Below are 12,209 nucleotides of genomic sequence, written 5' to 3'. Positions count from 1 at the left end.
GCTGTCCTGTGTTCGTCGCGGGCCCGAGGTCTCAGGTCCGCGGTCGCGGGCCAAAGCAGGAATCGTGCGGGACCCTCAGCGGTCGCCGAAGACCCGCCCGAAGATCGTGTCCACGTGCTTGAAGTGGTAGCCGAGATCGAAGCACGCCTCGATCTGCTCGGGCGCGAGCGCCGCGGCGACCTCCGGATCCGCTTTGAGCAGCGCCAGGAAATCGCCCTCGCCGCGCCACACCGGCATCGCGTTGCGCTGGACCAGCCGGTAGGAATCCTCGCGGGAGACCCCGGCCTGGGTCAGCGCCAGCAGCACGCGCTGCGAGTGGATCAGGCCGCCGAGCCGGTCGAGGTTCTTCTGCATGTTGGCCGGGTAGACCAGCAGCTTCTCCATCACCCCGGTCATCCGCGCCAGGGCGAAGTCGAGGGTGACGGTGGCGTCGGGGCCGATCATCCGCTCCACCGACGAGTGGGAGATGTCGCGCTCGTGCCAGAGGGCGACGTTCTCCAGGGCCGGCGTGACGTAGCCGCGCACCATCCGGGCGAGCCCCGTGATGTTCTCGGTGAGCACCGGGTTGCGCTTGTGCGGCATGGCCGAGGAACCCTTCTGCCCCTCGGAGAAGAACTCCTCCGCCTCCAGGACCTCGGTGCGCTGCAGGTGGCGGATCTCGATCGCCAAGCGCTCCAGCGACGAGGCGACGACGCCGAGGGTCGCGAAGAACATCGCGTGCCGGTCGCGCGGGATCACCTGGGTCGAGACCGGCTCGCCGGTCAGACCCATCTTCTCGGCGACGTACTGCTCCACCCGCGGGTCGATATTGGCGAACGTGCCGACCGCGCCGGAGATCGCGCAGGTGGCGACCTCCTCGCGGGCGGCCACGAGGCGGCGGCGGTTGCGCTCGAACTCGGCATAGGCCTGGGCGAGCTTCAGACCGAAGGTCACCGGCTCGGCGTGGATACCGTGCGACCGGCCGATGGTCGGGGTCATCTTGTGCTCGAAGGCCCGCGCCTTCAGGGCGGCGAGCAGCGAGTCGACGTCGGCGATCAGGATGTCGGCGGCGCGTACCAGCTGCACGTTGAGGCAGGTGTCGAGGACGTCCGAGGAGGTCATGCCCTGGTGGACGAATCGCGCCTCGGGCCCGACGATCTCGGCGAGGTGGGTCAGGAAGGCGATGACGTCGTGCTTCGTCACCGCCTCGATCGCGTCGATGCGAGCGACGTCGAAGGCCGCGTCCTTGCCCTTGCTCCAGATCGTCTCGGCCGCCTCCTTCGGAACGACGCCGATCTCGGCGAGCGCCGTGGTGGCGTGGGCCTCGATCTCGAACCAGATCCGGAAACGGCTCTCGGGCGACCAGATCGCCGTCATCGCGGGGCGGCTGTAGCGGGGGATCATGGGGGCCTCGGCACGGTCCGGATTGCGTGCGAGGCCGGTAGCATGCGCCGGCCCGGCCGCTCAATGCGCATCGGCCATGTCAAGGCGGCAACGGGTGTGGACGCGGGCAGGCCGCGGCTCAGTCGATCCGGACCCAGCCCTGACCCATCAGGCGCTCCTGCGGGCGGAAGCGGGACTTGTAGTCCATCTTCCGCGAGCCCTCGACCCAGTAGCCGAGATAGAGATACGGCAGGCCCAGCCTGCGGGCCCGGCGGATATGATCGAGGATCATGAAGGTCCCAGGGGAGCGCGCGGCCTCCGCCGGGTCGTAGAACGAGTAGACCATCGACAGCCCGTCGGAGAGCACGTCCGTCAGGCAGAAGGCGAGCGGCGGGCCGGAGCCGCGGCCGGTGATCGCCGTATCCGGCCCGTGCCGGCGATACGACACCAAGTGCGTGTCGACGTGGCTGTCCTCGACCATCATGGCGTAATCGAGCACGGTCATGTCGACCATGCCGCCGTCGCCGTGCCGGGCGTCGAGGTAGCGGCGGAACAGGGCGTACTGCTCCGAGGCCGGCCGGTTCGGTTCCGGCGTGCCGACCCAGTCGGCGCCGCGCGCCAGGATGCGCCTCTGGCTGGCGCTCGGCTCGAACTCGTCGACCACGACGCGGACCGAGATGCAGGCCCGGCACGTCTCGCAGGCCGGCCGGTACGCGATGGTCTGCGAGCGGCGGAAGCCGCCCTGCGTCAGGATCTCGTTCAGGTCGCGGGCGCGCCGTCCGACCAGGTGGGTGAAGACCTTCCGCTCCTCCTGCCCCGGCAGGTAGGGGCACGGCGACGGGGCGGTGAGGTAGAATTGCGGTGTGTCGCGCGGATGGCTGGTCACGCTTCTCACAGACCCTGCGCCGGGTCCATCCTCACGGCGCCGGCGTGCCAGTGTACAGGCGACCGGCCGAGGCTCAATGGCCCGACCGGTCGCACCGTCGGATTTTCATCACCGGAATCGTCGCTCAGCGCGCGTGGACGACGGCCAGACCGAGGAGCAGGTCGTGCCCGAGGCGCCGGTCGGCGCGCATCAGCCCGAACGCGATGTCGACGCACCACAGCAGGAAGGTCGAGATCGCCACGTAGAACAGCAGCGCATGGACGGCGGCCGTGACGACGTCGACCCGAGCGCCGCTCTCGGGCGCGACGGTCCGCAGGCCCATCATCCGCTGGCCGATCGTGCTCTGTTTCGGCCCGCCCACCGTGATGGCGCTGTAGATGATGCCGCTCGCCGGAAGGACCGCGAACAGGGTCCAGCCGAGGCCGAACGTGACCACGCCGATGACGGTGATCAGCAGCGTCAGCAGGGCCGTGAAGCCGAAGATGAACACGATGTCGAGGAGATAGGCGACCGTCCGGCCGCCGAGGCTCGCCCGCACGAACGGGATCGGCAGCGAGGTGGCGTAGCCGGGCGCTTCGAAGCGCTGCGCGTATCCGGGTTGAGGGTTCTGCATGGTGTCGCGTCCTGCAAGCGAGGCTGCGGACGTGAAGGTGGGTGCAGGCGGCGAGCCTCGCAAGAGGAGCCGGATGCGCGGCCGCTTCTCAGCGCCCGGCCGGGTCACCGGCCGCGGCGTCGGGCGTGTCGAGGTAGAAGCGCTTCAGCATGTAGAGCGCCGGGCCGGACAGGGTGCTCGCCTCGGTGGCGAGGGCGACCAGGGTCGTGCCGGCATCGAAGCGGCAGGTCAGCCAGTGCTGCCGGTTGCCGTCGGCGTAGTCGACCCGCACCGAGTTTGCCGACGGCCCCGGCGCAGCGCGCAGGAGCCGGATGCCGTCCCGCGGCGCGATCGCCGGGAGCGCCCGGCGGCAGGTGGCGACGCGATCCCGGCGCAGGGTGTCCTGACAGGCGGCGAGGCCGCCGAAGAAGCCGACCACGACCGCCGCCCCGAGGAGCCAGCGGTGCCCGCGCTTCACGGATGGTTGCGCAGGCGCTCCGCGACCCGCGGCGCGTGGTAGGTGAGCACACCGTCGGCCCCGGCCCGCTTGAAGGCGAGGAGCGCCTCGATCATCGCGCGGTCGCCGTCGAGCCAGCCGTTGCGGGCCGCCGCCTCGATCATCGCGTACTCGCCCGACACCTGGTAGGCGAAGGTCGGAACCTGGAACTCGTCCCGGACCCGGCGGATGATGTCGAGGTAGGGCAGGCCCGGCTTCACCATCACGGAATCCGCGCCCTCGTCGAGGTCGAGCCGGACCTCGCGCAGGGCTTCGGCCGAGTTGCCCGGATCCATCTGGTAGGTGCGCTTGTCGCCCACGAGGGCCGCCTTGGTGCCGATCGCGTCGCGGAACGGCCCGTAGAAGGCGCTGGCATACTTGGCCGCGTACGCCATGATCTGCACGTCGAGGAAGCCGGCCTTGTCGAGGCCGGCGCGGATCGCGCCGACGCGCCCGTCCATCATGTCGGAGGGGGCGATGATATCGGTCCCGGCCTCGGCCTGGATCAGGCTCTGCTCGACGAGGACCGCCACGGTCTCGTCATTGAGGATCGCGCCGTCCTTCATCAGGCCGTCGTGACCGTGGCTCGTGTAAGGATCGAGGGCCACGTCGGTCATGATCCCGATCTCGGGCACGGCCCGCTTCACGGCGCGGACCGCCCGGCAGACGAGGTTGTTGGCGTTCAGCGCCTCCGAGCCGGTCGGGTCGCGCAGCGACACCTCCGTGTAGGGAAAGAACGACACCGCCGGGATGCCGAGCTTCGCGGCGCGCTCCGCGTCGCGGACGATCTCGTCCACCGAGAGGCGCTCGACGCCCGGCATCGAGGCGATCGGCTCGCGGCGCCCCTCGCCGTCGATCACGAACATCGGCCAGATCAGGTCGTCGACCGTCAGGGTGTGCTCGCGGACGAGGCGGCGCGACCAGTCGGCCTTCCGGTTCCGGCGCGGACGCTGGGTGATCTTCAGACCCTCCACGCGGGCGCCCTCGCGGGCGGCCTCCACGGCGAGAGGGCGCGGCTCTGGCAGGGTGTCTGACATGCGGCTTCGCTACCGTTCGCGCGGACCACGCCGCGGATCGCGCGGCGCCCGTGCGCCGGAGGCGTCCGACTACCACACCGGACTGGCGCAACGAAACCCGACCGTTGACGCAGGGCGGCGGAACCGCTTCAACCCGGCGACCCCCGTCCGATCGATCAGGATCCCGGCCCTTCCCGCATGAACCGCCGCATGAACCGGCCCCTCACGCCCGCGAGCCCTCGATAGTGCCCGGCTACCTTCCGATCCGGCGCAAGACGCCGAGGCCGGGCGGCATCCCGAGCGACCGCATCGAGCGCGCCCAAGGGCCGGCGCCCGGCACGTGGGACACGGTGCTGATCTGGTTCATGCGGCTCACGGCCCTGGTCTGGCTGCTTAAGAGCGTCTTCGCCTGGGCGACGATCCTCGACGTCCTGCCGGGCGTCCGCCCCTTCGAGGCCGAGCCGTTCGGCCGCCAGTCCGCGATCGTCTACTTCGCGGTGATCGACGCGGCGGCGGCGATCGGATTGTGGCTGACGAGCGCCTGGGGCGGCGTGATCTGGTTGCTCGCCGTCACCTCGGCGATGACGCTCGCGGTCCTGACACCGCAACTCTTGCCGTTATCGGTGCCGCTGCTCGTATTCGGGGGCTGTGTCGTGACGTTGTACTTCCTGCTGTCCTGGCTGGCCGCGCAGGAAGCACGGTGAACGAACCGTTCTTATCTTCATTCAGTTTGTCTTTACCGCGAAGAGTAAATCGCGAATTCATCCTGTCGCTTAAATCGCCTTTCATTCCCGAGCCCTAGCTTAGCCATCATCAACGGCGCCGTATCGAACGGGTGCCGGATCATCGGATGGCGAGGCAGAGATGAAGACCCAGAACGCCCGAGTCGCGCAGATCGAGGCTCCCGAGGAGGCCGCCTCCGCCAAGGGCTCCTACCTCGAAGCGCTGCACCTCGTGGAGCGGCTGCATCGCCGGCTCCTCGACGTGATCAAGGACGAGTTCGAGCGCCGCGGCCGCGAGGACGTCAACAGCGTCCAGGCGCTGCTCCTGTACAACATCGGCGACAAGGAGCTGACCGCGAGCGAGCTGCGGACGAAGGGCTACTACCTGGGCTCGAACGTCTCGTACAACGTGAAGAAGCTGGTCGAGGCCGGCTACCTCCACCACGCCCGCTCGAAGACCGACCGGCGCTCCGTCCGGATCAGCCTGACCGACAAGGGCCGCCAGGTCCACGAGATCATCCAGGGGCTGTACGACAAGCATGCCCGGACGATCACGCCGATCGGCGGGATCTCGGAGGAGGACTTCAACCGCCTGAACCAGGCTCTCACCCGCCTGGAACGCTTCTGGACCGACCAGATCCGCTACCGCCTCTGAGGCGCCCTCAGAGGTTCAGCAGGCCGACGATCCCGGCGATCACCGCGTAGGCGAAGCCGGCGTTGATGGCGACGCCGAACATCCCGATCACGAGGCCGCCCAGCACGACGAGACCGTCGCGCTCGACGAGACCGAGCCCGACCAGGCAGACGGCGAGACCCAGCGGGATCTGCCCGACGATGGGCGCGGCCACGATCAGCGCCAGTGCCAGGGCGAGCAGCACGATCCCCATGCCGCGCATGCCGAGCGCGGTCTCGAACACGCTGACGCGGGGGCGCGACCAGCGCTCCAGGCGGCGCAGGATCGGCACCGCGCGGGTGACGGCGCGCCGGACATCCGCCAGGGCGATCGACCGGCCGAGGAGCATCCGCGGCAGCCACGGCGCCGACATCCCGGCGGCGATCTGGATCGCCACGAGGAGCAGGAGCAGGCCGCAGATCAGCGGGATCGGCGGCGGCATGGGCAGGCAGTTCGGCAGCCCGAGCAGGACCACGAGCAGCGCGAAGGCACGGTCCCGCAGGACCGCGACGATGTCGCCCACGGTGAGGCGCTCGCCCTCCTGGCTCGCCAGCACGGTGAGGACGTCCGACGTTCGTGCACCGGAGGTCAAGGATCTGCCAACCTTCGCTTTCCCGCGGGGGCTCTAGCCGAGATCATCTGGCACGCCAAGCACGGCAGATTCGCGACAGCGCGATGGCGCCCGCCGGGCGGGCTAGCAGCCGCGTGCCCGCGAGGATCCGGCAAGCATCGCGCGACGCTTCGCGCGTTCTCTGACAGCATCGCTCAAGGTGACCGGCAGTCGATCGTGATCAGACAGGACAAAACCGGGGACAACGACGCGACGCCAGGTGCAACACAGTTAATTTTATCTTACCGCTATCCTTCGATGCCGGAGGATCGACTGTGTCGAGCCAGCGCCCCGCCCCGAAGCTTGCTCTTTGCGGCCCCGTCCTCGCGACGCTGCTCTCGGGCCTGGTCGGATCTACGAGCCCGGTCGGCGCCGGCGAGATCGACACGCTGCTGTTCGGGAGTCTCGACGCGGGCAGCGACACATTCCTCACCGTCGGCGCGAAAGCCGGCCTCACGTCCCTCGAACAGGACGGGTTCGCCGCGCTGGCGAGCGTCGGCGGCGGACGGCGCACCGAGCGCGGTCCGGACGGCCCGCGCGCGCGCTACACCGTCGCCGCCGCCGCCCTCGCCGGATACCAGTGGTTCTTCGACTGGGGCGCGGTCGCGGCCTTCGCCGGGCCCGAGACCGCGCGGGAGATGCTGATCGCGGGGCCGCAGTTCGATGCCTTGCCGACGCGCTACGGCCTCCGACTTCACGGCGAGGTCTGGGCACGCCCGACCGAGGCGACGCTGCTGCAGGCGAGTGCCGTCGCGGGATCGGCCCGCGACAGCCTGTGGGCGCGCCTCGCTTGGGGCTACCGGCTGTGGGAGACCTATCTGGGACCCGAGGCCGCGCTCTACGCGGACGGGAGCGGCTACGCGAAGTGGAGCCTCGGCCTGCACGGCACCGACTTCGCTCTCGGCCGGTACAACTTCCGGGCGTCGGCGGGCCTCCAGTCCGAGAGGGGCCGGGGCCGGGCCTGCCCCTACCTGACCCTGTCGGTCTGGTCGCCGCTCTGATCGGGTCCGGGGCGGGCCTGAAGTGAGTCGAGGAATGCGGCTGCGTCGCGGCGGATCTCGGCGCGGCGCCTGTCGCTCAGGCCGCGGAGCGTGCGGTACGGCATGGCCATGCGCTGATTGCCCGCCAGCCGTTCCTCGTTCTCGATGAGGAAGTTCCAGTAGAGATAATTGAACGGACAGGCCTCAGGCCCGGCTTTGACCTTCACGTCGTACGCGCACGACGCGCAGTAGTCGGACATCCGGTCGATGTAGGCGCCCGAGGCCGCGTAGGGCTTGGAGCCCATCACGCCGCCGTCGGCCCACAGCACCATACCGTGGACGTTGGGCAGCTCGACCCATTCGTAGGCGTCCGCGAACACGATCAGGTACCATTCCTCCACCTGCGCCGGATCGAGGCCGGCGATGAGGGCGAAGTTGCCGGTCACCATGAGGCGCTGGATATGGTGGGCGTAGGCGTGGGCGCGCGTCTCGCCGACGACCTGCGCGACGCAGTTCAGCGCCGTCTCGCCTGACCAGTAGAACCACGGCAGGTCGCGGCCCGCGCCGAGGGCGTTGCTGTCCCGGTACCCGGGCATCCGCGCCCAGTAGAGCCCGCGCACGTATTCCCGCCAGCCGAGGATCTGCCGGATGAAGCCCTCGACGCAGTGGAGCGGCGCCACACCGTCGCGGTAGGCGCGCTCGGCGGCCCAGCACACCTCCTCGGCGGTGAGCAGCCCGGCGTTGAGGGCGGGCGACAGGAGCGCGTGGTACAGGAACGGCGCGCCGGTCTTCATCGCGTCCTGATAGTCGCCGAAGGTCGGCAGGGCGTCGGCCAGGAAGTGCCGGAGCGCCGCGAGGGCATCGGCCCGGGTCACCGGCCAGGAGAAGCCGGTGAGATCTCCGAAATGGTCGCCGAACTCCGCCTCAACGAGGGCGATGACTTGGCGCGTCACGGCATCGGGCTGGAAGCCGATCCGGTCCGGCGGTTGCTGGCCCTTGGGCAGGCGCTTGCGGTTCTCGGGATCGTAGTTCCAGCGCCCCCCCGCGGGCTCGTCGTCGTCCATCAGGAGGCCGGTCCTGCGCCGCATGCCCCGGTAGAAGGTCTCCATCCGCAGATGATGCCGGCCCTCCGCCCAGCGAGAGAAATCCTCCCGCGGGCACAGGAAGCGGTTGTCGGCGCGGATCTCGACCGGGATTGCCAGGGTCTCGCGCCAGTCCTGCATCATCTCCCAGACCCGCCACTCGCCCGGCTCGGTGACCACGACTCGATCCGGCCGGTGGCGCGCCACGGCGCGCTCCAGCTCGCCGGTGAAGCTGCCGGTGTTGCCCGCGTCGGTCAGGCGGACGTAGTCGACCGCGAGGCCCTCCGCCTCGAGCTCGGCCGCGAAGTGGCGCATAGCGGCGAACAGGAAGGCGATCTTCTGCTTGTGATGGCGGACATAGGTCGCCTCGTCCCGGACCTCGACGATCAGGACCACGTCGCGCTCGGGATCGAGGTCGACGAGGCTCGACACCCGGCGGGTCAGCTGATCGCCGAGGACGAAGCGCAGCGTTCCGGCCGTTGCGGCACTGCCGCGGCGTTTCCCGGCCATGCTTCAGCCCGCGCCGTGAAGGGCGGAGCGGCAGCCATTCGCGGCGCGGGCGCGGGTCGCGGCGCGGCCGATCTCTCCGGTCGAGCCGTCGATGCTCACCCGAACCACGCTGTCCCCCCTTGCCACCGTCATCGGCCCAATCAAGGTAAGGCCGGGGACGCCGCCGGGCAGGCGGCGGATCCGCGCCCTCCACGTGCACAAGGTCGCAGGCGGCAAGCATGAAGTTCGCGTTCGCCGGCATCGACTTCCTCGGCGGGGTCTTCGAGGGGCTGCTCGACGCCGGCTGGACGCCGGTGAAGCTGTTCACGCGCCCCTGCGACGGGGTCTACGACCACAACGAGGTCATCGTCGCCCGCGCCCGGTCCCTGAAGCTGCCGATCCAGCTGTCGCGGATCCGCGAGCGGGACATCGAGGCGCTGCAGGCCGAGCACGGCCGGGACTGGGCGCTCGTGGTCGCGGGCTATCCCTGGCTCATCAAGGGCTGGAAGGGCCGCGCCGCCTACGGCCTCAACTTCCACCCCTCTCCCCTGCCCACGGGCCGGGGCCCCTACCCGCTGTTCCGGGCCGTGCTCGACCGCTACGAGACCTGGGGCGTCACCGCCCACGTGCTGGCCGACGGCTTCGACACCGGCGATATCCTGGCACAGGAGATCTTCGCCCTGAGCTCGCGCGAGAGCCACGAGACGCTGCTCGCAAAGTGCCAGATGGCGGCGCGCCGCCTCGCGGCCGGTCCCCTCGGCCGGGAGCTGCCCAACCGCTGGCGTCGCTCCGAGCCGCAGGGGGACGGCTCCTACTGGCCGCGCGCCACCGATACCGACCGGACGCTCGATTTCCGGCAGGACGTCGAGACGGTCCTGCGCCGGGTGCGGGCCTTCGGCACGGTCGAGACGATCGCGCGGCTCGGGGACGCCCGGGTCTTCGTGGCGGAGGCGCACGGGTGGCAGGAGCGCCACGCGCACACGCCAGGCGCGGTGGTGCACCGCCACCGCCGCCACGTCGTGGTGGCGGCCCTCGACGGGTACGTTCAGCTGACCCGCTGGTCGCCGGTCCCCCTCGCGGAGGCCGGGCAGATCGGCCGCTGACCGGCCGGGGCGGGAACCGAAGCGCGGACGCTGATGTTTCCGGCGGCCCGGCGATTCGCGCCCGGGCATCACGGGAGTCCGCCATGTCGACCCGCGCCAGCCTCGCCGCAGCCCTCGGGTTTGCCGCGCTGTTCACCGGCTCCGCCTTCGCGCAGGCGGTGATCGTCACACCCGACGAGTTCGGCCCCGACGACGACGTCGTGGTGCGCGACTACATCGTCCGCCGGCCAGTCGGGCCCGGACCGATCGTCGGATCGATCCCACTGCGGCCGGGCAGCATCGTGCCGCCCGACGTGCGGCTCGCGCCCTTCACGGACGCCCCGAATCCGCGCCTGCGCCGCTTCGGCTACTTCGTCGCGCCCGGCGACAAGATCGTGGTCGTCGACCCCGACACCCGCGCGGTGGTGCGCATCCTCGACCGCTGACGACGGGCGGGGTGCTCACCAGTCGCTGAGCGTCGCACGCTTCCAGCGGTCGGGCGCGACGCACCGGTACTCGTAGGCCTCGTCCCAGGCATGGTCTCCGGGGGTACAGGGCGCGCGGCTGCTCGCGGGCGGCAGCGGCAGGCTCTCGCGGAGGGAGGCGGCCTCGATCCGACCGCTATCGGTCACGCGCACGACCGGCCCCGCCCCCGTGCCGTAAACCAGATCGCGCCCGTCGAAGCCGAGGCTGCGGGAGAAGCCGCCCTCGCGATTGCCGTCGAGCCCGATCGCCTGTCCGGCCGCGAGCAGCATCGGGACACCGGTGAAGCGCGCGGCGGCGGCGTCGATCCCGATGCCGTAGGTGCCCTCTCCCTGGAACGAGATCGCCCGGTCGGTGATCGAGCCGGTGAGGTTGCCCATCAGGATCCCGTAGCCGGTATGGGCGCCGGGCACCCCGCCGGTGGAGATCTGCAGACCGACCCGCTGCCGATTGCGGTCCGTGGTCGGCGACTGCGCCGAGACGTCGATCTCGGCGCCGATGCAGGAGGCCACCGGATCGGCCTCGTCGGTCATGTCGACACAGTTGAAGTTTCCGGCCCACGACGGCCCGACCGGCCCCAGACCGTTGGGTTCCTTGAAGATCGTGCCGTTGACGGCGACGTTCTGCGCCCCGGTGCTGGCGAGGGCGCGGTTGTGCAGTTCGCCCGTGATCGTCCACTCGTAGCCGGCATTGTGCGGGCCGGTAGAGCCGAGCGCCCAGAGCGCCTTGTAGGTGTGGGTCGCCTCGCCCGACCCTTCCGGCACGTGCCGGTCGACCCGCAGGGTCGAGACCGGATCGAAGCCCTGCGGCCTGTTCCAGAGGAAGACGTGGCCGCCGTCCAGGCCGGGCACCCCGGTCCCTTGCACGCTGCGGGAGAAGTTCGGCGGCCAAGGCTGCGTCGCGGAAGCCGGATCGGTCGCGGGTGCGGCGCGGGGCGGTGGAACCGGCGCCTCCGCAGCGGCGAGCGTCGGCAGGCCGATCGCGACGGACGCCAGCAGGGCCGTGCCGGGGCGGTTGCGCATGATCGTCTCCGATGTCCTCTCAACGCGGCCCCGCCCGGGAACCCACTGGCAGAGGCCGCCCGCGGGACCAGATAGGTTTCAGGATCGCATCGGCGACGCCGGCCCCGGATGGTCGCGCACGGCCGCGGATGCGACACTCGCAACGCTGCCGGAGGGAGCCGATGACCACCCTGCGATTCCTGCGCACATGGTTCCTGGTGTCGATCCCGCTCGGCCTCCTGATCGGCCGGTTCATCAAGGCGGGCGAAGGGCCGCCGAGAGAAGACCGGCGGTGATTACCTGAGATCGATCTTATAAACCGGACGCGACTTGCCATCTCTCGGCGCTGCGACCGATTATCAATAACATGTTAGCGAATCCGGTGCATTTTTACTGATATCGCGCCATACCGGCCGACCTGGGCAGGAACCTCGGCCGTGTCCCGCAACGCCAGCCCCGCTGCCGCCTTCGTGGAACGCCGGGCTTCCGACCGGAAGCCCACCGCCCTGCTGGCCTTCGCGCAGAACCGGGACGGCGCGCGTTTTCCCTGCCAGGTCAAGAACATCTCCGATCGCGGCGCGATGCTCGAATTCCTCGGTTCCCAGGCGGTGCTGCTGGAGGACGTGTTCGACCTTGTGCTGGCGAGCGCGGAGATGCGCTACGCGGTCCAGCTCGTCTGGCGCAAGGAGCGGACGGTCGGCGTCCTGTTCTGCGGCGACGCGGTGTGAGACGGGA

14 protein-coding genes are annotated in these 12,209 nt (G+C 70.3%); 6 read left to right on the top strand and 8 right to left on the bottom strand.

Going from position 1 to position 12,209, the window contains the following annotated elements; genetic code table 11:
* Positions 1-75: 75 nt before the first annotated feature.
* From purB to hemB, 5 genes are all read right to left on the bottom strand, one after another.
* Positions 76-1,383, bottom strand: a complete 1,308-nt coding sequence (purB, locus tag J3A75_RS02545) for an adenylosuccinate lyase (protein WP_071000608.1) — start codon at positions 1,381-1,383, stop codon at positions 76-78.
* A gap of 118 nt (positions 1,384-1,501) precedes the next feature.
* Positions 1,502-2,248 (bottom strand): arginyltransferase, encoded by a 747-nt coding sequence (locus tag J3A75_RS02540; RefSeq protein WP_024827982.1) that lies wholly within the window; start codon positions 2,246-2,248, stop codon positions 1,502-1,504.
* A gap of 124 nt (positions 2,249-2,372) precedes the next feature.
* A complete protein-coding gene (locus J3A75_RS02535; protein WP_012322520.1) occupies positions 2,373-2,861 on the bottom strand; it encodes an RDD family protein in 489 nt (162 codons plus the stop codon).
* A gap of 88 nt (positions 2,862-2,949) precedes the next feature.
* Positions 2,950-3,318 (bottom strand): hypothetical protein, encoded by a 369-nt coding sequence (locus J3A75_RS02530; protein WP_012322519.1) that lies wholly within the window; start codon positions 3,316-3,318, stop codon positions 2,950-2,952.
* Entirely contained in the window at positions 3,315-4,373 is a 1,059-nt protein-coding gene (gene hemB / locus J3A75_RS02525) for a porphobilinogen synthase (protein ID WP_024827983.1), read from the bottom strand. Before hemB ends, J3A75_RS02530 begins: the two co-directional genes overlap by 4 nt.
* A 224-nt stretch (positions 4,374-4,597) precedes the next feature.
* Between hemB and J3A75_RS02520 the strand changes: the two genes are divergently transcribed.
* Positions 4,598-5,056 (top strand): DUF6163 family protein, encoded by a 459-nt coding sequence (locus J3A75_RS02520; RefSeq protein WP_012322517.1) that lies wholly within the window; start codon positions 4,598-4,600, stop codon positions 5,054-5,056.
* A 160-nt stretch (positions 5,057-5,216) separates the two neighbouring features.
* Positions 5,217-5,729 carry a transcriptional regulator LdtR gene (ldtR, locus tag J3A75_RS02515; RefSeq protein WP_024827984.1) on the top strand — a complete coding sequence of 171 codons (513 nt, stop codon included), beginning with the start codon at positions 5,217-5,219 and terminating at the stop codon, positions 5,727-5,729.
* A 7-nt stretch (positions 5,730-5,736) separates the two neighbouring features.
* Here ldtR and J3A75_RS02510 read toward each other — a convergent pair whose 3' ends face one another.
* Positions 5,737-6,339 (bottom strand): exopolysaccharide biosynthesis protein, encoded by a 603-nt coding sequence (locus tag J3A75_RS02510; protein ID WP_210383480.1) that lies wholly within the window; start codon positions 6,337-6,339, stop codon positions 5,737-5,739.
* Positions 6,340-6,632: 293 nt separating this feature from the next.
* Between J3A75_RS02510 and bcsS the strand changes: the two genes are divergently transcribed.
* The gene (bcsS, locus tag J3A75_RS02505; protein ID WP_052516991.1) at positions 6,633-7,358 is read left to right on the top strand and encodes a cellulose biosynthesis protein BcsS; all 726 of its coding nucleotides are present in this window, start codon (positions 6,633-6,635) and stop codon (positions 7,356-7,358) included.
* Here bcsS and J3A75_RS02500 read toward each other — a convergent pair.
* Positions 7,325-8,929, bottom strand: coding sequence for a cryptochrome/photolyase family protein (locus J3A75_RS02500; protein ID WP_012322513.1), 1,605 nt, complete (start codon positions 8,927-8,929; stop codon positions 7,325-7,327). The genes bcsS and J3A75_RS02500 overlap by 34 nt on opposite strands.
* Positions 8,930-9,147: 218 nt before the next feature.
* Here J3A75_RS02500 and J3A75_RS02495 point away from each other — a divergent pair, with 218 nt between their 5' ends.
* Together J3A75_RS02495 and J3A75_RS02490 are read left to right on the top strand one after the other, a co-directional pair.
* The gene (locus tag J3A75_RS02495) at positions 9,148-10,011 is read left to right on the top strand and encodes a formyltransferase family protein (RefSeq protein WP_043075114.1); all 864 of its coding nucleotides are present in this window, start codon (positions 9,148-9,150) and stop codon (positions 10,009-10,011) included.
* Positions 10,012-10,094: 83 nt separating this feature from the next.
* Entirely contained in the window at positions 10,095-10,436 is a 342-nt protein-coding gene (locus J3A75_RS02490) for a hypothetical protein (protein WP_024827988.1), read from the top strand.
* A gap of 15 nt (positions 10,437-10,451) precedes the next feature.
* On the opposite strand, the gene J3A75_RS02485 is transcribed toward J3A75_RS02490, so the two are convergent.
* On the bottom strand, positions 10,452-11,495 hold the full coding sequence (locus tag J3A75_RS02485) for a hypothetical protein (RefSeq protein ID WP_029360115.1): 1,044 nt from the start codon (positions 11,493-11,495) through the stop codon (positions 10,452-10,454).
* A gap of 416 nt (positions 11,496-11,911) precedes the next feature.
* On the opposite strand from J3A75_RS02485, the gene J3A75_RS02480 reads away from it, so the two are divergent.
* Positions 11,912-12,202 carry a PilZ domain-containing protein gene (locus tag J3A75_RS02480; RefSeq protein WP_012322508.1) on the top strand — a complete coding sequence of 97 codons (291 nt, stop codon included), beginning with the start codon at positions 11,912-11,914 and terminating at the stop codon, positions 12,200-12,202.
* The last annotated feature ends 7 nt before the right edge of the window (positions 12,203-12,209 follow it).

It is taken from the genome of Methylobacterium sp. PvP105, assembly GCF_017876975.1.
In the GTDB taxonomy this organism is placed as follows: Bacteria; Pseudomonadota; Alphaproteobacteria; order Rhizobiales; family Beijerinckiaceae; genus Methylobacterium; species Methylobacterium radiotolerans.
Note: the sequence above shows the minus strand (reverse complement) of the source record. Positions and strands in the feature narration are given on the sequence as shown.